This window comes from Acinetobacter sp. WCHA55 (genome assembly GCF_002165305.2).
In the GTDB taxonomy this organism is placed as follows: Bacteria; Pseudomonadota; Gammaproteobacteria; order Pseudomonadales; family Moraxellaceae; genus Acinetobacter.
In genome coordinates, this window is the sequence record NZ_CP032286.1 from 1,590,425 (window position 1) to 1,614,175 (window position 23,751).

Consider the following 23,751-nt stretch of genomic DNA (forward strand, 5'->3'; position numbering starts at 1 on the left):
TTGAGAGATCTATAGTAATTAATTTATGATTACAGAAAGAATGCCGAATAACTCACTATAATTTGTATGCTATTTAGAGATTAATTCAGATGACGAGCCCAATTTTTAGCTTGGACCGAACAGATATCAAAATATTAGATATTCTTCAAAGAGATGGAAAAATATCGAATATTAAACTTGCCGAAGAAGTGAACTTATCAGCGACGGCTGCTTTGGCTCGGGTGCAAAAATTAACTAAGGAAGGCTTTATTCTGAGTTATGAAGCACGCTTAAATCCAAACATGCTGAATGCCAGCTTTGTGGTTTTTGTTGAGATACTTTTGGATAAAACCACGCCACACGTCTTGGACGATTTTCGCCATGCCGTGCTACAACATGATGAAATTGTGGAGTGCCATATGACCAGTGGGGGTTTCGATTTTGTAGTGAAAATTCGCTGTGCCAGTATGGATGAGTTCCGTAAAATCTCAGGTCAAGTCTTGTGGCAACTGCCGGGCGTCAAAGAAACGCGCAGTTATCCCGTGATGGAAGTGATCAAAGAAAGCTCACGTATTCAGCTTAAATACAAACCTTTGTCGAAATAATTGATTACATGAGATATAAAAAAAGGGGCTTTTAAGCCCCTTTTTTTGTTGATCTACACGTTCAATTAACGTTGTGTAGATTCTTCTTTCATTTCAGCCATTGCTTGTTTGTACATGCTGTCTGCTTGTTCAAAGCGTTGTACCACTTCAGCTTCAGGGGCTTTACCCATTAAGCTTACAACGACAATGCTAATCCAAGAGAAGATAAAGCCTGGAATAATTTCATATAGACCTAAGTGTCCTAATGTATTTTTCCACACAATCACGGTTACCGCACCAACAATAATACCTGCAATAGCACCATTCAAAGTCATGCGCTTCCAGAACAAAGACAAGATAATCAGTGGACCAAATGCCGCACCAAAACCTGCCCATGCATAAGCAACAAGGCCTAAAACTTTACTGTCAGGGTTGCTTGCTAAACAAATTGCAAGAACAGCAACTGCAAGAACCATGAAACGACCCACCCAGACCAATTCTTTTTGAGAAGCAGTTTTGCGGATGAATGCTTTGTACATGTCTTCTGTCAATGTTGTAGAGCAAACCAGTAACTGACAGCTTAATGTGCTCATCACCGCAGCTAAAATTGCAGCTAGAATTACACCCGCCACCCATGGGTTGAAGAGAATTTTGGTCAGTTCCATGAACACAGTTTCAGGGTTTTGAGAAACCACAGCCGCCAGTTCAGGGTGCTGTTGGAAGTAAGCAATTGCGATGAAACCTGCGCCGACTGCACCACCTAGACATAAAATCATCCATGTCATACCAATGCGACGCGCAGCAGGAATTGTTTTCACAGAGTCCGCAGCCATAAAGCGCACTAAAATGTGTGGCTGACCAAAATAGCCTAAGCCCCATGCCAATGATGACAGAATGGCAACAGTGCTGAGTTCAGAGACAATGTGCATTGCTTGTGGGCGAGCAGATTCAAGCAGGATTGTGAATTGTGCGGCATTACCATCAATCGCAAGGTAAGTCATGATTGGTGTAAGCAGCAAAGCAAAAATCATTAAGCCTGCTTGGAAGGTATCGGTCCAACTAATAGCAAGGAACCCACCGATACATACATAACTGATGGTTGCAATTGCACTAATCCAAAGAGCAGTAGTGTAGTCCCAGCCAAAGATGCTTTCAAATAAACGTGAGCCAGCCACCATGCCTGAGGCACAGTAAATGGCGAAGAATACTAAAATAACGATCGCAGAGATCATACGCAAGATACGTTTACGATCTGCGAAACGACCCGTGAAATAATCAGGTAGGGTGAGGGCATTGTTTTGGACTTCCGTATGTACACGCAAACGTCCTGCAACCAATAACCAGTTTAGCCATGCACCGATGATTAGACCTACAGCAATCCACGCTTCAGACAAACCAGACAAATAAATTGCGCCCGGTAAGCCCATTAGTAACCAGCCACTCATGTCTGATGCACCTGCAGAAAGCGCAGTAACCATGCTTCCTAAACTACGACCACCTAAGATGTAATCATCAAAGTTGTTTGTAGACTTGTATGCATACAAACCGATGCCAACCATGGCAATGATATAAACTAAAAATGTGACGAGGGTGGGGTTAATTTGACTCATAGGCATTCCTTGGCAAAATCTAACTTGGGAGATTTTTTAATCGCTTTGTTTGAGACGGCGATTCAAGCATAAAAATAAAATTACACTCTGTAACAGTTGTGGGGTGTTTTTGTATGGTTTATGTAATTATTAATTGTTTTTTAAAATTAAACAATAAGTTGTTGAAAATATGTTGTTTATTGATCAATTGTTATTCATTTTTACAGGGTGAGTGAAATTCTAAGCTTTTATTTCATAAAATCAGCAGGCTAGTTATAATTTTTGCTTTTTTATTGCTTACGCAAAATTACATTACATGCAAAATAGACGTATTTACATATAAAGTGTTTCATTTATGAAATGTATTTATGGTCATGAAAGAGGTGGGAAAGATGAATATTTCACCATTGAACTAATTTTGTTAAGACTTTTATGCTTTAAATGCATTGGAAAACTTTCAAATATTTTATTAGAAAGTGGGAATTCATTTGCATTTTCTGTATGCGTTGGCGTAATTGAAAATAGAATCGGCATACATTAGCTGTAAATTTGACTAAATCTTTCCCAATATTGTGGGAGCATGGAACCAAACTCCTAAATGTCAGACATACGCTTTTCCTTTAGCGATCTATCAAGATGAAGCGAGTATTTTAATAAATAGCAACGAAGTGTTGATCCCATCTTATATGGAAATATTTTTTACTTTCTAAAAGTAAGTAAGATGTTATTCACTTCAATTCGTATGTTCATAAATCGCAATGATGGCTATCTAACGGCGCTACGTTTAGCAAAATATCGTGGTATTGCAGTCTTTGATAGCAAATATATTTAAACCAATGAAAACGTATGCTTTGATACAGTTATGCTTAGTCTTGGTATTGTCACTTTGTTTAATCCAATCAAAGATTATGCGAAATGTGATGAAATGGACAAATAGTGTATTGCGGAAAAACAAAACGATTCAGCAAGTGGTATCGGAGTAAGGGTTGTTGACTTAAGAGCGGTTAGGTTGAATTTTCTCCTTTATAAATTTGCTTTCTAAATAAAGTGATGCTGAAGATTGTACCTTTAGCACAAGTCAGCTAAGAAATTTATAGCTATATATAGGTATAAAAGTAGTCAATCGGCTGTTTTAATACTTTTAAAGCAATCCATGCTAACAAAAGGTAGCAGTTAGACCTACAATAAGCTCAAATGAATAACCATGATTAGATGTATATGCTGAGTAAATTAAGTCAATTATTTAAATTTAATAAAGATGCGCCAGAACAACTATTTTTACAGCAGCATCATATTGAATATAGTGATGAAAAAGGCTTCATCATTGAAGGTATTGAGCTAAATGCTATACATGCTGAGCGCTTAACTTATTTTTCAAATCGTAGAATTAGTCAGTTTGATGACCTCAATGCACTTTTTTATAGTGCTATGTTAATCAATGAAAAAATCGACTTGGAAATTGCCAATGAACGATTTGTCGCACGTTTAGGCAATAATCTTGAAAACTTAACTGAGCTAAAGCGAATGATTAAGCTACTCAATGACTATTATTACCAGTTTATACGTGACAAAAAGTAAGTTTTTAAAAAACCATAAATCTGAATTGTAAAAAGGACTTAGCGCTAGATTGATGTTGTTATTGTCGTGAAAAATAACATGCAGCGAGAGGACATCATGCTAGTATATGACGCATGTTTTTAAACGCTAAAGCTATGTCCATGTTCCAAGAAGAAATCTCCCAACTGAATGTGCAACAACTAAAAGCAGGCGAAAAACGTTGGCTGGGAAATTTGCTCGGCTCTTCAGCTGCATTATTCATTCAAACGCTAAGTACACAAAATAAAAAGCTCTTTGTCGTTGTGGCAAAAAATAATCAACACTTAGCACAACTCGAAAGTGAATTTGAATTTTATGGTATTCGACCGACCATTTTTCCAGACTGGGAAATTCTGCCTTATGACCGTTTATCTCCGCATCAGGATATTGTGTCTGAGCGTCTCGCAATTTTATCTAATATGCCGCAAACAGGGGTCTTACTGATTTCTGCTTCGACCTTGGCGCAGCGTGTAGCGCCGACTTCGTGGCTGTTGGGAGAACATTTTGATATTCATGTTGGTCAAAAGTTTGAATTGGAACAGCAGAAGAAGCGTTTGATTCAAGCAGGCTATCATTTGGTCGACACAGTATATGATCATGGTGAATTTGCGGTTCGGGGTAGCATTATGGATATCTATGCCTCAGGTCAAGCTGCACCAATTCGTATCGATTTGTTTGATGATGAAATTGAAACCCTCAAGTTTTTTGATCCTGAAACACAACGCACTACACAAAATTTAAAACAATTTTCGGTATTACCAGCTAAAGAGTTTCCGCTGAAAGAAGCTCGCAGCATGTTTCGTGATCGCTATGCAGAAATGTTTCCTACGGCAAATCCAAAGAAAAATCCAATTTATCAGGATGTGTTAGAAGGGATTGCATCCCCAGGGATTGAGTTCTATTTTCCGCTTTTTTTCAGTGCTGCGCAGATGGAAGCTCAAAGTACACTACTTTCGTATTTACCAAGTCATTCTATTGTAATTACAGACAAGCAAGTTGATGATGGTTTAGATAGTTTTTGGAAAGAAGTCGATCGCCGTTATGAAGACCGTCGCCATAATGTTGACCAGCCAATTTTAGCCCCTAACCAGCTTTTTATTTCGACTAATCAAGTTTTAGAACAACTCAATACCTTTCCCCGCATTATTGCCTCAGTTGATGCTTTTGATCTAAAAGCAGGTGTGATCAATTTAAACACCGCACTTCCGCCACGTTTAGCGGTCGATCCTAAGCATGAAAAGCCCTTTCATGCAGTTAAACAGTATATTGATGTTGCTAATCATCCAGTATTACTGGTTGCTGAAAGCGCTGGGCGTCGTGAAACTTTAAAAGATGCCTTGCGTGCCACATTGGGGGAGATTCCTAATGTCGAGAATTTTACGGAATTTCAAAAATCCTTACATGCCATAGCAATTACCAGTGCACCATTAGAACGTGGCTTAGTATTAAACGACAGTATTAGCATCATTTCTGAAAATCAGTTGTATGAGCATCGTGTTGTACAGCGTCGTCGTAAACGTCAGCAAGAGGTTTCCGAAGAGTTTCTCATCCGTAGTTTGACTGAGTTGAGTATGGATGCACCGGTGGTGCATATCGACTACGGTGTGGGGCGTTATGCGGGCTTAGTCACTTTAAGTATTGATGAGCAAGACTATGAGTTCTTGCAGCTCGATTATGCCGATGCTGCCAAAGTCTATGTTCCTGTCACCAATTTGCATTTGATCAGCCGTTATAGTGGCGGTGATCCAGACTTAGCACCCTTGCATAAGCTGGGTACTGATGCTTGGAGTAAAGCAAAACGTAAAGCGTTGGAGCAAATCCATGATGTAGCAGCGGAATTATTGCATATCCAAGCCCGTCGTCAAGCTAAACCAGGTTTTGGTTTTGAGTTGGATCAAGGTCAATATATGCAGTTTGCCAGTGGCTTTGCTTATGAGGAAACACTCGATCAAGCTAATGCCATCGAGGCGACTTTGTATGATATGCAACTGACCAAACCTATGGATCGCTTGGTTTGTGGTGATGTAGGCTTTGGTAAAACCGAAGTTGCGATGCGCGCAGCATTTTTAGCCGTGCAGAACAACAAACAAGTGGCGGTTTTGGTGCCGACGACGTTGCTGGCCCAACAGCATTACGAGTCGTTTAAAGATCGTTTTGCAGACTGGCCTATTCGTATCGAAGTTTTATCACGTTTTGGCAGCAGTAAATCACATACCAAAACGATCGAAGACTTAGTTGAGGGCAAAGTCGATATTGTGATTGGTACGCATAAAATTCTACAAGAAAGTGTCCAATTTAAAGACTTAGGCTTGATGATTGTGGATGAAGAACATCGTTTCGGTGTACGCGATAAAGAGCGGATTAAAGCGATGCGTGCAGATGTGGATATGTTGACTCTGACCGCAACTCCAATTCCACGGACTTTGAATATGGCCTTTAGCGGCATGCGCGATCTATCCATTATTGCCACACCACCTGCACGACGTTTAGCCGTAAAAACTTTTGTGCAAGAACATACGGGTGATTCAGTTAAAGAAGCCATCTTGCGTGAGTTACTGCGTGGTGGACAAGTCTATTTCCTGCATAATGAAGTGGAAACGATTGAACGTGCAGCGGAGAGTCTTCGAGAGTTGCTCCCTGAGGCACGTGTGGCTGTTGCACATGGTCAAATGCGTGAACGCGAGTTAGAACAAGTCATGCAGCAGTTCTACCATAAAGAATATAACGTGTTGGTCTGTTCAACCATTATTGAAACAGGGATTGATGTTCCGAATGCCAATACTATTTTAATTGAACGTGCAGATAAGCTGGGTTTAGCACAGTTGCATCAGCTGCGTGGGCGTGTAGGGCGCTCGCATCACCAAGCCTATGCCTATTTGTTGGTGCCATCCATCAAAGGGTTGAAAGGTGATGCTGAAAAACGATTAGATGCGATTCAGCGGGCGTCGACATTAGGCGCGGGCTTTATGTTGGCGACGGAAGACTTAGAAATTCGCGGAGCGGGTGAGTTATTGGGCGAGCAACAAAGTGGATCCATGCAAGCTATTGGCTATAGTTTATATATGGAGATGCTTGAAAAGGCGACCAAAGCTATTCAAAAGGGTAAAACTCCAAACTTCGAGGCGCCACTCTCACTGACCGCAGAAATCAATTTACATATGCCGGCTTTGATTCCAGATGAATATCTAGGGGATGTTCATCAGCGTTTATTGTTCTATAAGCGCATTAGTAATACAGATAGTCAGGAAAAACTCGATAACATTCGTATGGAGTTGATTGACCGTTTTGGGATACCGCCACAACCTGTGAAGCAGCTTTTTGCTGTGCATCAGATGCGTTTGAAAGCAGAAATATTGGGTATTACCAAGGTGGATATTGCTGCTAATGGAGGTGCGATTGAATTTTCACCTGATACTCCCGTTCAGGCGATTAGTATTATTCAGATGATGCAAAAACACCCGACCTTTTTTAGGATGGAGGGTGGCCAGCGATTAAAGGTTATGGTGATGCTAGAGGAATATGAAAAACGGATTCAATTTATCAATGACTTATTGGAAAGTTTGTTGAAAGAATTGCATTAAAATTTAGCTTTGATTTGCTGTGATTTCATACAGATATCAGGTCTTTCTTGCGGACTTACGCTATAAAAAGAAAGACTTGATTTTTTGATGAAATTTATTAAAGTAATAAATGTGATGTAGTTCAAATTAAAACGTAGTTTATTTGTGTTGAAACACATTGCTTGCAATATTCACCTCTGATTGTATGTGATAGTATTAGCCATTATTCTAATTTGCATCATTTATAAAGATATGTTTAGTTTGCATCCACAACTTGCTCAAGATACGTTTTTTGTAGGCGACTTTCCACTTTCAACATGTCGCTTAATGAATGATATGCAATTCCCGTGGCTAATTTTAATTCCACGCGTGCCAGGCATCACTGAGTTATATGAGCTCAGTCAAGCCGACCAAGAACAGTTTTTACGTGAGTCAAGTTGGTTATCAAGCCAATTGGCTCGTGTATTCCGTGCTGACAAAATGAATGTTGCTGCTTTAGGTAACATGGTTCCGCAGCTCCATTTCCACCATGTTGTGCGTTATCAAAACGACGTCGCATGGCCAAAACCAGTTTGGGGTACACCCGCTGTTCCTTATAGCAATGAAGTGCTTGCGCATATGCGTCAAACTTTAATGCTTGCACTACGTGGTCAAGGTGATATGCCATTCGATTGGCGTATGGACTAATACACGTGAGAAATCAAATCAGGGATGATTTGATCGTGCAAATAGTGGGGAATGAGCAGTGCCATTAGACGATTGGTTATCTAAAGAGCCCAAACAATTTGAATATTTCCATCGTGTGATGGGATATGGCATGCTGTCTTTAATAACTATCGTCTATCATTATACGATGGCTGATACGCAATACCAGATTTACGTGCCGTTGCTGTTGCTCATTGTATTATTGATCACACCACCATTTTCAAGGTGGTTAGGTTATCGCTTCAATAATACGATGCGACGTGGTGTGATGTTTGTTATTGATATTGTCATTACAGCGATCATTTTAGCTGCTGTACATCTTAGTATCGTACTTACATTTTTAACCATTTTTGCTATGCTTTATACAGCTATTAGCAACAAAATTTCTTTTTTGATGGTGTCTTTGGCCAGCCTGATTGGGGTGGTTGTCTTTTATATTTCAATTATCTTTGTCTTTGGTTTTGGTGAATACTTCGAGGCTACCAGTACTGAACTGATCGTATTGGGCTTTTTGTGCCTCACCACTTATTTTGGCGTGGGTAGTTATTATCAGCGCAACCAAATGCAAGACATTTATTGCCGGAAAAATCATTATTTTGATCAAATGAACCGTTACATGGAATTTGCCAATCAACTGAGTCGCTATGCACCTGTTCAGTTGTGGCAATCGATCATGAAAGGTGAGTCTGAGGCGAAAATTGAATACAAACGTAAAAAACTGACAGTTTTCTTTTCAGATATTCAGGGTTTTACGGAGCTTTCTGAAAGCTTAATTCCAGATGATTTAGCATTTCTACTCAATGATTATTTAAAACACATGACCGAGATTGCCAAGCAATATGAAGGCACTGTGGATAAATTCATGGGGGATGCAATTTTAGTGTTCTTTGGTGATCCTAATTCCGAAGGTGTAGAGCGTGATGCTCAAAACTGTTTGGAAATGGCCATGGCGATGCGTCAGCAAATGAAAATCCTGCGTGAGCGTTGGGTGAAAATGGGTTATCCGCCATTGCATATTCGTATGGGGATTTCTACAGGGTATTGTCACGTAGGGAACTATGGCGCATCGCACCGTATGGCTTATACCATTGTTGGTCGTGATGCAAATCTTGCTGCACGTTTACAAAGTGCAGCGCAAGTGGATGAAATCTTAATTTCGGACGATACGCATAATTTGGTTAAAAACGACTATCTTTGTGCACCCAAAGCGCCAATTTTTCTTAAGGGGATTAAAGGTGCTGTGAAGACCTGGCAAGTGGTTGAAAAATATACATCACAAAAATCAGACTATCAACGCTGGTTTGATTATGAATATAAAGGGTTTCATTTACTGCTGAACTTAGATGAAGTGCAAAATTTTGAATATCCGCAGTTGATTCAAGTCTTGGAGAAAATGATTCAACGCATTCAAACCCAACAAAAGATGACCAACTCACAAGGTATCGTCAAACTCAATCTTGAAGATGAGGTAATAGAGCCTGTTCAGAAAAATGAATATCATTAATTTGATGATATGAGATTCAAAGCGTAAAAAAGCCACTACGATGAGTGGCTTTTTTACGCTTTGAATATTAGTGATTTTCAGACGCGTGGTTAATCGTGTATTTAGGAATTTCAACTTCTAAGTCTTCATCCACTAACTTTACTTGGCAAGACAAACGAGAGTCAGGTTCTAAGCCCCAAGCGCGATCCAATAGATCAGCTTCAACATCATTCATTTCTTCTAAGCTGTCAAAGCCTTTACGTACCACAACGTGACAGGTTGTACATGCAGCAGACATATCACACGCATGTTCAATCTTGATTCCATTTTTCAGTAAGCTTTCACAAAGGTTTGCATTCTGTTCAACTTCAAACTCAGCACCTTCTGGGCAGATTTGCGCATGTGGGAGAACTTTAATACGTGGCATAGTCTTTACCTATAAATTAGTTTGAGTTTGACCAGTCGTCGAGTTTTGTGCCTTTCAGCGCTGCATCGATATGCTGATTCATACGTGCTGCTGCAAAAGCATCACTGTGTATTTTAAGCTGTTCAACAGCAGATTCAATTGCTTTGATTTCTGTTGTTTCAAGTGTCGCTTCTAATGAAGCTTTGGCCACATTTAATGCAACTTGTTGCTCACTCGTGAGTAGGTGAGCATCTGCTTTCAAGGCTTGTTCCAAAGCTTCGAGTTCGCGTTTTGCTTCAACTTTGGTTTCTTGTAAGTGACGAAGATTCTTATCTTCTTCAGCAAACTTATAACCATCGAGTAGTAAGCGTTCCATGTCACTATCAGCTAAACCATATGATGGTTTGATGTCAATTTGCGCATGTACGCCAGAGGTTGTTTCTTTAGCTGAAACCGTTAGTAGGCCATCGGCATCCACTTGGAAGGTTACTTCAATGCGTGCTTGACCCGCAGTCATTGGTGGAATACCACGAAGCACAAAGTGACCTAAGCTACGGCAATGCTCAACCAAATCACGTTCACCTTGAACCACATGGATCAGCATCGCGGTTTGGCCATCTTGGTAGGTGGTGAACTCTTGACGACGTGCAACTGGAATTGCGGTATTACGTGAAATAAGACGTTCAACTAAGCCCCCCATGGTTTCTAGACCGAGAGAAAGCGGAGTTACATCAAGCAGTAATGCGCCATCGACTGTATTGCCAATCAACTGGTTAGCAGTAATTGATGCACCAATGGCAACAACTTCATCTGGGTTGATGGTACACAATGGCTCTTGAGCAAACACATCACGTACAGTGTCTTGTACAGCATAAGAGCGAGTTGAACCACCGACCAAAACCACGTTTTGAATGTCACTGAGTTCAAGCTTCGCATCGCGGAGGACGCGTTTGCACACGCTAATCGTCTTATCTAAAGCAACTTTGATAATGCTTTCAAATGTCGCACGATCAAGCGTTAAGCTATGCTCTAGCACTTGCAAGTGTACGCTTTTTGCGTTTGTTAAAGCCTCTTTGGCTTTACGCGCAGCACCCAAAACATGTGCATATTCAGTATCATCGAACTGCTTAATGTTGAGTTCTTTTTTCGCCCATTTTACGATTAAACGGTCAAGATCATCACCACCTAATGCGGTATGGCCACCTGTTGCTAAGACCTCAAACACCCCTTGTGAAAAGCGTAGAATGGAAACGTCAAACGTACCGCCACCTAAGTCATAAATTACATAGTTATGGTCATGTGCAAGATTGGTGTCTTGGTCGAGACCATATGCAACTGCAGCAGCAGTAGGCTCATTTAAAAGACGCAATACGTTTAAACCCGCAAGTTGTGCAGCATCGCGTGTTGCTTGACGCTGAGCTTCATCGAAGTATGCAGGAACGGTAATCACTGCACCATTGACTTCATTTTTTAAGCTTGCTTCAGCACGATCTTTCAATTGCTTTAAAATTTCAGCAGACACTTCGACAGGGGTTTTGCGGCCCTGAGATGTTTCAAAAGCGGGCATTTGATTATCTTCACCCACTAAAGTGTAGGGGTGTTGAAACTTAATGTCAGCTTTAGAGCGTCCCATAAAACGTTTGACTGAAACGATGGTGTTTTTAGGATCAGCAGTCAAAAATGGTTTTGCTTCGTCGCCATATTGGGTTTGATTTACACCATAATGCGCGATCGATGGGAGTAAGACACGACCTTGTTCATCATGCAAAACCTTTGCTTTGCCTGAAAGTACAGTTGCAACTAGAGAGTGAGTTGTACCTAAGTCGATACCAATGGCAATACGGTGTTCATGTGGCGCACTTGATTGTCCAGGTTCTGCAATTTGCAAGAGAGCCATGTGTTACATCCTTTGAGCGTCAAAAATTAAAAAATAAGTTAAAATTCATCATCTAAATCAAAGCTATCATCATCTTCAAAACGATCTTCAGCTTTATCTATGTCATGCATGACTTTTACAAAGAAGCGAAGTTTGCGGACATCATCACGTGCCTCAGCCCAATCTTCCTCTTCAAAATCAATTTTAAATTCGCGGACTAAACCATCAATCCATTGTTGAACGTCTAATTTGAGTGATTGTAATTCATCTGCCGAATGCGCTTCATCAAGTTGTTCACGAATTTCTAAGGCAGACTGGAGAAATTCAAAATCATTGATGGATTGATCAAGATGATAATCTTGTTTTTTTAATCCTAATAAATATCCTGCACGGCTATCAACCTGAGATAAAACTTTAAATGCTTGATTGATCTCACTTGATTTTATGAGGGCTTGATCTTTATCGAGGGCTTTATCTGGGTGATATTGTTGCTGCAACTTTAAAAATTCTGATTTTAAGGTTGCTAAATCAATATCGAGTGCTACTGGGAGGTTAAACAACTCAAAATGATTCATAGGAGAGGGATTCCGCGCTAAATTGGGGGTTGTTGCGAAAGCAAAAACATTCTATGTAAATACAATTAAAACAGTGTGATACACACTGTTTTAATGTTGAAAGGCAAGTTGATGAACTGTTATACGGTGAAAGATTCACCACAGCCACATTCGCCTTTTTTGTTTGGGTTGTTAAACTCAAAGCCTTCGTTTAAACCATTTTTCACGTAGTCCATCTCCATACCATCAAGATAAACCAAGCTTTTTGGGTCTACAAATACTTTCACCCCAAACTGCTCAAAGGTGGTGTCATGTGCATCAATTGAATCGACAAATTCAAGCACATAAGCCAAACCAGAACAGCCTGAAGTTTTCACGCCAACGCGAATACCTTCACCCTTACCGCGATTTTTTAAATAATTGCTGATATGAGTTGCAGCATTTTCAGTTAAGTTGATCATGAAAACTCCCTAATCTTTCTTTAAAATGCGAAGCAATTAAGCTTTAGATTTTTTGCTGCGGTAGTCTTCAACAGCAGCTTTAATAGCATCTTCAGCCAGTACAGAACAGTGTACTTTTACTGGAGGAAGCGCAAGTTCAGTTGCGATATCAATGTTTTTGATCGCTTGAGCTTGATCTAAAGTTTTGCCTTTTAGCCATTCAGTCACTAAAGAGCTTGATGCAATAGCAGAGCCACAACCATAAGTTTTGAAACGTGCTTCTTCAATCACACCGTTGTCATCTACTTGGATCTGTAAACGCATAACGTCGCCACATGCAGGTGCTCCGACCATACCTGTACCTACGTTTTCAGCATTTTTGTCTAATACACCTACATTACGAGGGTTTTCGTAATGGTCAATTACTTTTTCGCTATAAGCCATGATGCGTCTCCAAACCTCGGGGTCAGCGTTAATATTAATATGGGGTCAAAACTTGATTTTTCAATGAAGCCATCCAGTATGTGAATGACTTCAATGGAAAAATTAGTGTTCAGCCCACTCAACTGTAGAAAGGTCGATACCTTCTTTGTACATGTCCCAAAGTGGAGAGAGTTCACGAAGTTTCTCAACCGCAGAGCGTGTTACTGTAAGTACATGGTCAATGTCTGCTTCAGTAGTGTATTTACCAAAACTGAAACGAATTGAACTGTGCGCAAGTTCGTCAGACAAACCTAGTGCACGTAATACATAAGAAGGTTCTAATGTTGCTGAAGTACAAGCTGAACCCGAAGATACAGCAGCATCTTTCAACGACATCATTAACGATTCACCTTCAACAAAGTTGAAACTTACGTTTAAGTAGTTCGCAACGTTTTGTGTTGGGTGGCCGTTTAAGAAAATTTGTTCTAAGTCTTGTAAGCCATTCCAAAGCTTGTCACGAAGTACGCGAATGCGTGCTTGTTCAGAAGCTAAGTTTTTACCTGCAAGTTCAAATGCTTCACCCATACCAACGATTTGGTGTGTTGCAAGTGTACCAGAACGCATACCGCGTTCATGACCGCCACCATGCATTTGCGCTTTTAAACGAACACGTGGAGTGCGACGTACATAGAGTGCGCCAATACCTTTAGGGCCATAAATTTTATGAGCAGAGAAACTCATAAGGTCTACTTTCATGGTTGAAAGATCAATTTCAACTTTACCTGCAGCTTGCGCCGCATCGACATGGAAGAAGATTTTGTGTGCACGAGTAATCTCACCAATTGCCGCAACATCAGTCACAGAACCAATTTCGTTGTTTACCATCATAAGTGAAACAAGAATAGTGTCTGGACGAATAGCTGCTTCAACCATTTCAGGGGTAATTAAGCCCGTGTTTGGAAGTGGCTCAAGGTAAGTGATTTCAAAACCTTCAGACTCAAGCTCACGGCAAGTATCTAAAATAGCTTTGTGTTCAATTTTACTTGTAATAATGTGCTTGCCTTTAGACGCATAGAATTGTGCAACGCCTTTAAGAGCTAAATTATCTGATTCAGTTGCACCAGAAGTCCAAACGATTTCGCGTGGATCTGCTTTGATCAAGTTCGCAACTTGTTCACGTGCGTACTCTACTTTTTCTTCTGCCTGCCAACCGTAAGCATGAGAACGCGATGCTGGGTTGCCAAATGTGCCGTCAAATGTCAGACATTCCATCATGCGTTCAGCGACTTGCGGGTCTACAGGAGTTGTTGCTGCATAATCAAGATAAATTGGACGTTTCATGTCAAATACCTGTTACCGATAAAAGGGCTGAATCTGAGGGTGCTGTATTTTGGCGAATGGCAACTTTTTGAACGTTGTCACGTGCTACAAGGTCAGCAAGAGTGATTTTAGCGAGATAGTCGGCAATGTGATGGGAGAGTTCTTGCCATAAATCGTGAGTTAAGCACATTGCGCCATTTTGGCAGTTGCCTTTATGGTCACAGCGAGTGGCATCAACTGTTTCGTTTACAGCTTCAATAACTGCTAATACCGTAATTTCATCAGCGCGACGAGCTAAATGGTAACCACCGTTGGCACCACGAATACTAGAAACTAAGCCGTGGCGCTTTAATTTCGCAAATAACTGCTCAAGATAAGCAACAGAGATAGTTTGACGAGCTGCAATTTCTGCAAGCGTGATCGTTTGTTCAGTTGGCTGCAAAGCTAAATCAAGTAGAGCAGTCACTGCGTAGCGTCCGCGAGTTGTTAAGCGCATGATTCGATACACATGATTAGACTAGATGTGCCGATTTTAAGAATCCTGACTAAAATAGTCAAGTTTTTTTAATAGGGATTATGCGTATTTAATTTGCTTGAAATATTATGTAGTTATGCAAGCCAAATATTATATACCAATAAGCTAATCAAAAGTATAGAAAACACAAAAAATGTGATATTTATACGTTTTTGACGTTGCTCGATACGGCGGATACGATTTTTGTATTGCTTCACTTCAACCTGTAGAGTGTTGATTTTAGAACGTTGTTCTTCAATTTTCTCTAAAAGTGGTGCAATACGCTTTTTGGATGCAACCACATTTTGCGGATCAGCCGGTTCGGTTAACCAGTTCTTCCAGTCAGCAAGAACTTTAGGTGCACTAAAATGTAAAATTAAATCTCGGAACTCATCTTTTAAGGTGATGTCACCATCAATACGCATTGTTTTAATACTACGGCGGTTTCCAAAGACGAAAATTTTTATTAAATCCATCAATGTGGTACGTACATCTAGATCGACCGGTTTTTCGGGTGCTTTAGCGTCAAATAAAACACCTTGAGCAGTGAAGGTGATATAGAAGTCGAAATAAGGCAGGTAGCTATTTATTTTAATCGCAATATTTTGCTCAACAAATTTTTTAGAGTGAAGCGCAACCACGCGGTCGTGTTTTAAAATAAGAGAAAAGATCGTCTCAAGAACAATCATCACCATGGTGAGTAGCATATGTGTTTGATTGTGTTCTTTTTGAGAATCACTCATAAGTAGTAACCTAAATCCTGACCTGAAATGAGCATCCTGCTCGCAAAAACTTCAGACTTAAAAATAAAAATGTAATAAAGATGCTTTGTAGAACAGTTTTACAAATCGATCAAGTCTAATATTTGCTATTATAGTGCAATCTATAAGATTTTTTGGATGTTTTTGCACATAAATCATGCAGGAGATGGTGCTAATGGAAAAAGCAGATATAGAGTTGGATGAAATTTCAAAAGAAGATGAAACCTTAAAAAAAACAAAAACTAAGCATCATTTTCACCGTAAAAATAGTTTAGATTTTAGAAAGTATACCAAGCAAATATGGCTAGCTGGTTTGGGTGCTTTTTCACGTGCAGAAGAAGAGGGTAATAAATTATTTGACTCGTTGGTCCAAGTTGGCGAAGAGTTAGAATCTAAAACCACTGAGATTGCTGACCAAACGGTTGAAAAAGTATCTGAAAAAGCGCGTGAATCGGTGACGGATACTAAAGACAAGGTTGAGAAGATTGTGGATCGTGGGGTAAATCACTCCTTAAATCGGATTGGATTGGTCACAGTTAAAGACATTCAGTATTTAGAAAACCTGATTCTACAACTGAATGATAAAATCGATGTTTTGATTGAAGAAAATAAGAAGTTAAATGAAAAAGTGAATAAAAAGTGATCTGGTTGTGCTTTTGTACCTTTTTCAACGTTTTTTTGTGATTTATTTTCCAAAAAAGCGTATACAGAGTATTGCGTTTTCACCTAAAGCATTGCTATAAAGGCGTTACGGTAATTTATACTAAATTTTTGGACCTTAAATAAACGATATTAAGAGGACGCGATCCACATGAATAAATCAGAATTAATTGATGCAATTGCAGAGAAAGGGGGATTGTCTAAGACTGATGCTGGTAAGGCCTTAGACGCTACAATTGCTTCAATCACTGAAGCGCTTAAGTCTGGTGATACAGTTACACTTGTTGGTTTTGGTACTTTCAACGTAAAAGAACGTGCTGCACGTACTGGCCGTAACCCACAAACTGGTGCTACTTTAGAAATTAAAGCAAGCAAAGTACCAAGCTTCAAAGCTGGTAAAGGTTTAAAAGATTCTGTTGCTTAATCTTTTAAATAAATACTAAACGCGCCTTTTCGGCGCGTTTTTTATTAAACATTAGAAAATGTGTCGATAACACATTCATTCATTGCTGCTTTTCAGTTAAAATCTCGGGCAAATAAAATATTGGAATACTTATGGAATCTTTTCGTAAAGTTATTAAGGGTTGGTTGGGCAAAGCTTTGCTCATTTTGTTTTTGACCCCTTTAGCACTTGTAGGTATTGAAGGATATTTTAGTAGCGGATCAAAAGACGCTGTAAAATCAGTCAATGGCCAAGATATTTCTGAAAAGGAATTAGAGACCTTAACCGCTTCCTTTAAAGAACAATTCTTAGCTTATGCCAATGGGGATGAAACTTTACTCAACCAAAGCTTTATTAAAGACAAAGCGATGGACCAATTGATCGCAAATACTTTGTTATTACAACAGGCTGAAAAGCTGGGTATTTCACTTAGTGATACTCAAATCGAACAGATGATTGCTCAACAGCCGAGCTTTCAAGAAAACGGAAAATTTTCAGAAACACGTTATTCAAGCTATTTGCAGTCTGTGGGTATGAGTAGTGATGCGCTCGTTGCAAACTTACGTCAAGACCATGCATTAAAAATGATGCGTTCGACTTTTGTTGATTATGCATTGGTGAGTAAATTAGATATTCAACAAATTGCTAACCTACAAACAGAACAACGTACTGTGCAATTTGCCAATGTAAATCTTGATGAATATAAAAAGAACGTCAAGGTTTCAGCACAAGAGATTGAAAACTATTACAAGCAACACCCAACTATGTTTAAACAAGTGGCAAGTGTGGATGTTGACTATGTGTTGTTAACACCTGCTAGTGTTTCTGCTGTTGCTTCACCTGTAACAGAGGCGGAGTTGCAACAAGCCTATACGCAGTTTGTTGAAGCACAAAAGGGTAATGTTGCGCCTTTGGTTAAACATATTCTGATTACTACCGATGCACGGACAGATGCTGAAGCGAAAAAACGTGCAGAAGAGGTTGTTGCAAAAATTAAATCAGGTACAAGCTTTACAGCTGCTGCGGCTCAATATTCTGAAGATACCTCATCTAAAGCGAATGGTGGTACTTTAGCAGTTTATAACAAAGGCACTTTTGGTGATGCTTTTGACCAAGCTGTAGCATCGCTTAAATCAGGTCAAGTGTCAGCGCCTGTTAAAACTGAATTTGGTTATCATGTCATTGAAATTGATGCGCCAGCTGTGAAGTTACCATCTTTTGAAAATGAAAAAGCACGTTTGACTGCGGAAGTTCAAAAGAATAAGACAGCCAATGCATTCTCAGATACTGTAAACAGTTTAAATGAACTGGTTGTTGATTCAGATGCTTTAGACGTAGTATCCCAAGAAGTTAAGGGTGCGCAAGTTCAAACTGTGAAAGGAATGACCTTATCTACACAGCATCCTGTATTAAGCAATGCAGCCGTAAAAGTGAAATTGTTTAATGATGACGTTAAAAATGGTGATCGTAACGCGACCAGCAGCATTCAACTTCCAAATGGGGATGTAGTTTGGGCAAAAGTACGTGATTATCATGCGGCAGGTGTACAAACGCTTCAAGAAGCAACACCCCGTGTGAAAGCAAAATTGGTTGAACAAAAAGCTTATGATGCTGCTAAAGCCAAAATTGCGCAAAGTTTGAAAGACTTTAAAACTCAACCAGCAGCATCAGTTGTTGCCAAAAGTGGTTTAACCTTTACTGCGCCGCAAGTGTTTATTCGTTCACAAGGCTTACCACGTGCAGTTGAGCGTGCGGCGTTTAGCCAAGCAGCACCAAAAGTAGGACAGTGGTCTGTAACAACCGCATTATTGCCAACAGAAATGGTGGTAGTGGCAGTATCAAACGTAAATAAGACGACGTCTAGTGCGTTGACGGATGAGCAGTTGGCTGAGCTTTCGAAGTTATATCAACAACTTCGTGGTCAGCAAGAAGCTGAAGATTATGTGCAATACTTAAAAGCACATGCGAAAATTAAATAATCATATGACATAAAAAAACCTGCATTTGTGCAGGTTTTTTTATGTGTGTAGATAAACAAATTTTATTTAAGGATAAACAAGCTTAGGCACGGATTTTGAGTTCATAACCTGAATATTTACGAATATTAATCACACCGGTATCTAAAATCAGATACTGACCTTTAATCCCTTGTAATTTGCCACGAATCACGGGAGTTTTATCCAGATTGTGAGATTTAATTTTCTCAGGATATTGCTCAACTGGATAAACAAACTCACGTGGTTGTTCAGTTTCCAAAAGCTCAACCGTTTCATTGAATTCAAGATTTTGACTAAATTCCTCGCGAATGGTTTGGATTTTAGGTGCAAATTCTTCGATGAGTTGTTCGCGAACTTCAATCAAGTCGAGTGGTTCTGCTTCGCCCTTGAGCAGTTTACGCCAATCAGTTTTGTCTGCCACTTGTGTGCCAAACATAATTTCGAGTTGGCCTGAAAGACGACGTGAACCAACTTTCATAATTGGAAGGGCTTGGGTTGCACCTTGATCGAGCCAACGGGTGGGCATTTGGCTAATCCGTGTAATGCCAACTTTTAGAGCACTTGAGTTGGCCAAATAAACAATATGTGGCTGAAAGCAAACTTCATGCGCGAAGCTGTCTTCTCGGCAGGTGCCTAGGTGGTAGTGACAGGTTTCAGGTTTCATAATGCACATGTCACAAGAGGCTTTGGTTTTAAAGCACTTGAAACAATGGCCTTGTGAAAATGATTTAGAAGTCTTCGTACCACATGAAACACAGAAGATTTTGCCAGTCCATTCAATCTCGATTTCTTGGCCTAAGTTAAAAGGAAGGTCAACTTCTGAACGATCTAAGATAAATTTATATTCAACATTTGCCTTGTGTGTATGTTGATCAGTTACACTAAGGTCTTTAAGACCTGCATGCATTTTATGGCAAATGCCTTGAAGTTCCATACAGAATTACTCACTCAATATTAAGGATGCGGTTATGGCTGAACTGAACGTCATTACTTCTATGCTAGACGATTTATCTCAAGAACAGCCTATTTCAACTGCATTGTGCATTGGGCAGGATCTCAGCCCAAATCATCATCAATCTATTCAATGGCAATATTTTAGCGTATCTGACTTTTTAAGTCTGCCTTTTACCCAACGCTATGATTTAGGTTTTGTACTTTTTGACACGGCAGAAATGCAAAATATAAGCTCACAACAAAAATCACAACTATTGGTGCGTTTAAGAGATTTGATGGCAAAGCGTATTGTGGTGGTGAGTCAATTGCAGGATGAGCAACTGCTTCGTGCTTTAGGTTTTACTCAACTGATCGATAAAACGACGCATGGTAAAGACTTTGCTTTATGGCAATTTAATATTCTGACCTATAAGCATGTGCCTGACTGGTTCAATTCAAAATTTTGGGCGAATCCTGAAAACTGGAATAAATTCCGTTGGTAATGCGACGGCGACCATATTGCTTTATTCATAGCAAAAATTAACAATTTATCTCTATAGGGTTTTTTTAAACATCGTATGCTGTTTAAAAAACCTAGATGGAATAAAGTGATGACGAACCTGAATAATATTATAGAGATTTTAGCAAAGCAGGCTCTGGGTGGTCAGCAGCAGTCAAACCAGCAAAGTGGTTTGGGTGGTATTTTGGGTTCGGTGCTTGGACAACTCGGAGCGAGTAGTACAGGGCAGACACAACAGGATGGTCTGGGTGGTATTTTAGGTTCGGTGTTGGGTGGCTTGACTGGTGGACAGTCGCAGCAGGCGCCAAACTCTCAGAACTCAGGATTCTCAGGCGGCGGAAAAAGTTTATTGATTGCAGTTTTGCCTTTGATTTTGGCATGGATTCAACAGCAAGGTGGTCTGCAGGCAGCTTTAGATAAACTCAAAGGGCAAGGTTTAAGCAGTCAGGTTGAGGACTGGGTTTCTACAGTACCAGGAGAAAACGCCAGCGTAAATCCAGAGCAAGTGAAAAACTTGTTTGATGATGCCACGGTGGAGCAAGTCGCAGAGCAAGCGAATGCGCCTAAACAAGATGTATATAGTGCGATTTCACAAGTTTTACCACAAATTATTGATTCTCTCACCCCGCAAGCAGGACAAACTAATCCTCAAGAAGCCAATGCAGATATCCAACAGGTGTTGAACTTGGTTTCGGGGTTCTTAAAGCGCTAAATCCGAAATAAACAGCCATCGTTGAATGGCTGTTTTATTACTTAAAAACTCTAAATTAAAAAACACGCAAAAGCGTGTTTTTTAATTTTTAGGGGAGTATCAACTTAGAAGTCGTAACGGAAACCTAAAGAAAGTGCTGTAGCATTTTCGTCTTTTTCACCACTCACAGAGTATGAACGGCCTTCTTTCCATGGCGTAAGATTAGCATTTTTATCATTTAGCATAGTTGCAAGGTTAGCATAAACGCGTACTGCTTTATCCAAGCGGTGTTCAACACCAATTGCAACTAAACTTGAGTTTGCATCATCAGCATCGACATCACGGTAGAAGTATTCACCGCGTAAAGCTGTTTTTGGCGTAATTTTGTATTCGCCTGCAATACCGAATACCTGAGCATCAAAATCACTTAGATCATCATGATCGTATTGAGCAATTTGATACATCGCACCTAGGTTAAAATCAGGCGTGAATTTATATGAACCAGCAAGTCGAAATGCATCGCGTTCCGCTTTAATTCCTGTCGATGAAACATTTTGTGATGTTGTTGCAGCGTTATCTTCGTATTTCTCATATGCTGCTGCAAAGTCAACGTTACCTTCTTTATAGGTTAAGGCTAGATCATAAGCTTTATTGTCATCAACGCCTTCTTTTGTAGTTCCATCTTTAGCGATAGATGTACCTTTGTGCATTGAAAGTGCTGCAAGTACATTGAAGCCACCACCAAATTTAGGTGATTTATATTCAATTGTGTTGTCATTACGCTCATCAAACTTCAAATCACCAACACGTGTTACGTTACGGACGTCACCAACCATGTCACCAAAGAAGTTGATTGGACCGCGCGCAGCCTTGAATGGGCTGTCAAAACGACCAACACGTGCTTGACCGAAGTTACCTTTTAAACCTACGAATGTATCACGTGTTGCGAAATCTACGCCTTTATCATCAGCAGAACCGCTTGCGAAGTTAACTTCTTGCTCAATTTGACCAAATACGGTCATGCCATTTTCAAGTTCTTGCTCTACTTTGAAACCTAAGCGTGAAGAGTTTGAAGAAATTCCAACTTCGTTATAGTCAGCGCCATCATCCAGATAGTCTAAAGAAACATGCGCACGGCCATAAATTTTTACGTCAGCAGCCATTGCCAAAGCTGGTGTAAATAAAGTTGCCCCAACTGCTAATGCGCAAAGTGTTTTTTTCATGTGTAGCTCCAAGAAAGACTTTTTGTTGATTCGTCTATAAAAGGTTATTCAGTCGTCTTTTTTGTTCATCAGACTTCTGTCTCTTGGCGCTCATTATTGATTACAAATAAGTCATTAATATTAAAGAAATATTACAAAAATATTAAACAATCTAATGTCAAATGTATTTCCGCGATAAATTGTTAAGGTGGATTTTTAGAACTTAGATTATTGATCTTATTCATTTTTAGACCTAAAAAAAGGAGCCGAGGCTCCTTGATTTAATGAGTGGAATTACAAAGCAGCGCGAATTTTTTCTGCTTGTGCTTTGATCTTTTCTTGATCACCCATTTGTAATGCATGCTTACCTAGCTCATGTACCGAACTCGGAATAAGGTGGAAGTGTACATGGGGAACGGTCTGACCAGCAGCAGCTCCAGACAACTGCATGAGGACAATGCCTTGAGCATCCAATCCGATTTCAATGGCTTTAGCTACTTTTTGTACCACTTGAATGGTGTAGGCCGCTGCATCGGAAGGAAGGTCAAGTAATGTCACTGCAGGTGTTTTGGGTATGACTAAAGTATGACCGTCTGCTTGAGGCATAATATCCATGAATGCAAGAACTTGGTCATCTTCATATACTTTAATGGCTGGAAGTTCACCACGTAAAATCCGTGCAAAAATGTTTTGCTCATCGTAAGCCATGTCTATTCCTTATGTTTTACTTAAACTGGTTTACTTACAGTTTAATTCTTTTTGACGCTCTTTAATGGCGTCAAGACGTTGTTGCTCTTTTTCAGAGAATTTCGGTTTAGTGGTGTAGCAATTATCATTGCCAAATTTTGCTTTCGCTTCAGGATCCTTAAAACAGAAACCTTTAGATGCATAAATGACATCATGATCATCTTTTAATTTTTGACACTCTTGCTCAGGTGATGCCGCAAAACTTTGCGCCCCGATTAATGTTGCAAGACTGGCAAAAACCGCTACAGTCAACTTTTTCATGAGAATTTCCTCAGTTTGTAACATTGTATGTAGTCACGCTATTACTTTATAGGGGTTTGTTCTATTTATTCAATGGTGAGTTCTTACTCAATTGTAATTTTACTTCATAATTACTGCATATCATACGTAAAATTTATATATATCAATAGCTTTTGAAACACTATATAAAAATGGGTGTTTAAGATTTTTATGTAACCTAGCCTGTTTTTACAAGTTTCCTTAGGCTTAAATGCTTCTAAAGTTTATTTATGGACTACGGTGCTTCGGCGCATCAGCTTTTTTAACTTTTAATATTAGCCTCATCTCAAGCCCTATTTCAGCCATTTTTATATGACTGGCAATGTAATTTATTTGTGATATAACACTATTAACCCACGATTCAGGTATAGATTATTTTTGAATTAAGAGCCTGTGTATCATTTTTAATCCCTATTTTACTATTTAAGTGGTTTTAAAAATCTAGCGCTGTGTGACAAGGGATTATTTGAAATGAGTAGGCAGAAAATAT

General features: G+C 39.6%; 23 protein-coding genes. 10 read left to right on the forward strand and 13 right to left on the reverse strand.

Annotated elements, in window-relative coordinates:
- The first annotated feature begins 89 nt into the window (after positions 1 to 89).
- Complete coding sequence (locus CDG62_RS10565; protein ID WP_087528326.1) at positions 90 to 584, forward strand: Lrp/AsnC ligand binding domain-containing protein; 495 nt, start codon at positions 90 to 92, stop codon at positions 582 to 584.
- 65 nt (positions 585 to 649) lie between these two features.
- Here the strand turns inward: CDG62_RS10565 and putP are convergent, their stop codons facing one another.
- Entirely contained in the window at positions 650 to 2,173 is a 1,524-nt protein-coding gene (putP, locus tag CDG62_RS10570; RefSeq protein WP_087528327.1) for a sodium/proline symporter PutP, read from the reverse strand.
- 1,197 nt (positions 2,174 to 3,370) lie between these two features.
- Between putP and CDG62_RS10575 the strand changes: the two genes are divergently transcribed.
- The 4 genes from CDG62_RS10575 to CDG62_RS10590 all read left to right on the forward strand — a co-directional run bounded on the left by CDG62_RS10575 (position 3,371) and on the right by CDG62_RS10590 (position 9,517).
- The gene (locus CDG62_RS10575) at positions 3,371 to 3,730 is read left to right on the forward strand and encodes a hypothetical protein (protein WP_162904029.1); all 360 of its coding nucleotides are present in this window, start codon (positions 3,371 to 3,373) and stop codon (positions 3,728 to 3,730) included.
- A 140-nt stretch (positions 3,731 to 3,870) separates the two neighbouring features.
- Complete coding sequence (gene mfd, locus CDG62_RS10580; RefSeq protein WP_087528329.1) at positions 3,871 to 7,329, forward strand: transcription-repair coupling factor; 3,459 nt, start codon at positions 3,871 to 3,873, stop codon at positions 7,327 to 7,329.
- 231 nt (positions 7,330 to 7,560) lie between these two features.
- Entirely contained in the window at positions 7,561 to 7,995 is a 435-nt protein-coding gene (locus tag CDG62_RS10585; RefSeq protein WP_004696995.1) for an HIT domain-containing protein, read from the forward strand.
- Positions 7,996 to 8,053: 58 nt separating this feature from the next.
- Positions 8,054 to 9,517 carry an adenylate/guanylate cyclase domain-containing protein gene (locus CDG62_RS10590; RefSeq protein WP_087528330.1) on the forward strand — a complete coding sequence of 488 codons (1,464 nt, stop codon included), beginning with the start codon at positions 8,054 to 8,056 and terminating at the stop codon, positions 9,515 to 9,517.
- A 67-nt stretch (positions 9,518 to 9,584) separates the two neighbouring features.
- Here CDG62_RS10590 and fdx read toward each other — a convergent pair whose 3' ends face one another.
- From fdx to CDG62_RS10630, 8 genes are all read right to left on the reverse strand, one after another.
- Complete coding sequence (gene fdx / locus CDG62_RS10595) at positions 9,585 to 9,923, reverse strand: ISC system 2Fe-2S type ferredoxin (RefSeq protein ID WP_004697000.1); 339 nt, start codon at positions 9,921 to 9,923, stop codon at positions 9,585 to 9,587.
- Positions 9,924 to 9,939: 16 nt separating this feature from the next.
- Positions 9,940 to 11,799 carry a Fe-S protein assembly chaperone HscA gene (gene hscA, locus CDG62_RS10600; protein ID WP_087528331.1) on the reverse strand — a complete coding sequence of 620 codons (1,860 nt, stop codon included), beginning with the start codon at positions 11,797 to 11,799 and terminating at the stop codon, positions 9,940 to 9,942.
- A gap of 38 nt (positions 11,800 to 11,837) precedes the next feature.
- Positions 11,838 to 12,353: a Fe-S protein assembly co-chaperone HscB gene (gene hscB / locus CDG62_RS10605; protein ID WP_087528332.1), complete on the reverse strand. Its 516-nt coding sequence runs from the start codon at positions 12,351 to 12,353 to the stop codon at positions 11,838 to 11,840.
- Positions 12,354 to 12,472: 119 nt separating this feature from the next.
- A complete protein-coding gene (iscA, locus tag CDG62_RS10610) occupies positions 12,473 to 12,793 on the reverse strand; it encodes an iron-sulfur cluster assembly protein IscA (protein ID WP_004697006.1) in 321 nt (106 codons plus the stop codon).
- A 36-nt stretch (positions 12,794 to 12,829) separates the two neighbouring features.
- Positions 12,830 to 13,216, reverse strand: a complete 387-nt coding sequence (gene iscU / locus CDG62_RS10615; RefSeq protein WP_004697007.1) for a Fe-S cluster assembly scaffold IscU — start codon at positions 13,214 to 13,216, stop codon at positions 12,830 to 12,832.
- Positions 13,217 to 13,318: 102 nt separating this feature from the next.
- Positions 13,319 to 14,536, reverse strand: a complete 1,218-nt coding sequence (locus CDG62_RS10620) for an IscS subfamily cysteine desulfurase (protein ID WP_087528333.1) — start codon at positions 14,534 to 14,536, stop codon at positions 13,319 to 13,321.
- A 1-nt stretch (position 14,537) separates the two neighbouring features.
- Positions 14,538 to 15,011, reverse strand: coding sequence for an Rrf2 family transcriptional regulator (locus tag CDG62_RS10625; RefSeq protein ID WP_004697011.1), 474 nt, complete (start codon positions 15,009 to 15,011; stop codon positions 14,538 to 14,540).
- 113 nt (positions 15,012 to 15,124) lie between these two features.
- Positions 15,125 to 15,772 (reverse strand): hypothetical protein, encoded by a 648-nt coding sequence (locus CDG62_RS10630; RefSeq protein WP_087528334.1) that lies wholly within the window; start codon positions 15,770 to 15,772, stop codon positions 15,125 to 15,127.
- 193 nt (positions 15,773 to 15,965) lie between these two features.
- Here CDG62_RS10630 and CDG62_RS10635 point away from each other — a divergent pair, with 193 nt between their 5' ends.
- The 3 genes from CDG62_RS10635 (at position 15,966) to CDG62_RS10645 (ending at position 18,871) form a co-directional block, all read left to right on the forward strand.
- Positions 15,966 to 16,433 (forward strand): phasin family protein, encoded by a 468-nt coding sequence (locus CDG62_RS10635; protein ID WP_087528335.1) that lies wholly within the window; start codon positions 15,966 to 15,968, stop codon positions 16,431 to 16,433.
- A gap of 168 nt (positions 16,434 to 16,601) precedes the next feature.
- The gene (locus CDG62_RS10640; protein ID WP_004697018.1) at positions 16,602 to 16,874 is read left to right on the forward strand and encodes an HU family DNA-binding protein; all 273 of its coding nucleotides are present in this window, start codon (positions 16,602 to 16,604) and stop codon (positions 16,872 to 16,874) included.
- A gap of 131 nt (positions 16,875 to 17,005) precedes the next feature.
- Positions 17,006 to 18,871 (forward strand): SurA N-terminal domain-containing protein, encoded by a 1,866-nt coding sequence (locus tag CDG62_RS10645; protein WP_087528336.1) that lies wholly within the window; start codon positions 17,006 to 17,008, stop codon positions 18,869 to 18,871.
- Positions 18,872 to 18,953: 82 nt separating this feature from the next.
- On the opposite strand, the gene CDG62_RS10650 is transcribed toward CDG62_RS10645, so the two are convergent.
- Positions 18,954 to 19,823, reverse strand: a complete 870-nt coding sequence (locus CDG62_RS10650; RefSeq protein ID WP_087528337.1) for a DUF2797 domain-containing protein — start codon at positions 19,821 to 19,823, stop codon at positions 18,954 to 18,956.
- 34 nt (positions 19,824 to 19,857) lie between these two features.
- Here CDG62_RS10650 and CDG62_RS10655 point away from each other — a divergent pair, with 34 nt between their 5' ends.
- On the forward strand, positions 19,858 to 20,325 hold the full coding sequence (locus tag CDG62_RS10655; protein WP_004697025.1) for a DUF6231 family protein: 468 nt from the start codon (positions 19,858 to 19,860) through the stop codon (positions 20,323 to 20,325).
- Between the two features lie 108 nt (positions 20,326 to 20,433).
- Entirely contained in the window at positions 20,434 to 21,054 is a 621-nt protein-coding gene (locus CDG62_RS10660; RefSeq protein WP_087528338.1) for a YidB family protein, read from the forward strand.
- Positions 21,055 to 21,158: 104 nt separating this feature from the next.
- Here CDG62_RS10660 and CDG62_RS10665 read toward each other — a convergent pair whose 3' ends face one another.
- From CDG62_RS10665 to CDG62_RS10675, 3 genes are all read right to left on the reverse strand, one after another.
- The gene (locus CDG62_RS10665; protein WP_087528339.1) at positions 21,159 to 22,256 is read right to left on the reverse strand and encodes a porin; all 1,098 of its coding nucleotides are present in this window, start codon (positions 22,254 to 22,256) and stop codon (positions 21,159 to 21,161) included.
- A 273-nt stretch (positions 22,257 to 22,529) separates the two neighbouring features.
- Positions 22,530 to 22,943 carry an HIT family protein gene (locus CDG62_RS10670; protein ID WP_087528340.1) on the reverse strand — a complete coding sequence of 138 codons (414 nt, stop codon included), beginning with the start codon at positions 22,941 to 22,943 and terminating at the stop codon, positions 22,530 to 22,532.
- Positions 22,944 to 22,973: 30 nt separating this feature from the next.
- Positions 22,974 to 23,243 (reverse strand): YARHG domain-containing protein, encoded by a 270-nt coding sequence (locus tag CDG62_RS10675; protein ID WP_004697032.1) that lies wholly within the window; start codon positions 23,241 to 23,243, stop codon positions 22,974 to 22,976.
- Positions 23,244 to 23,751: the final 508 nt, after the last annotated feature.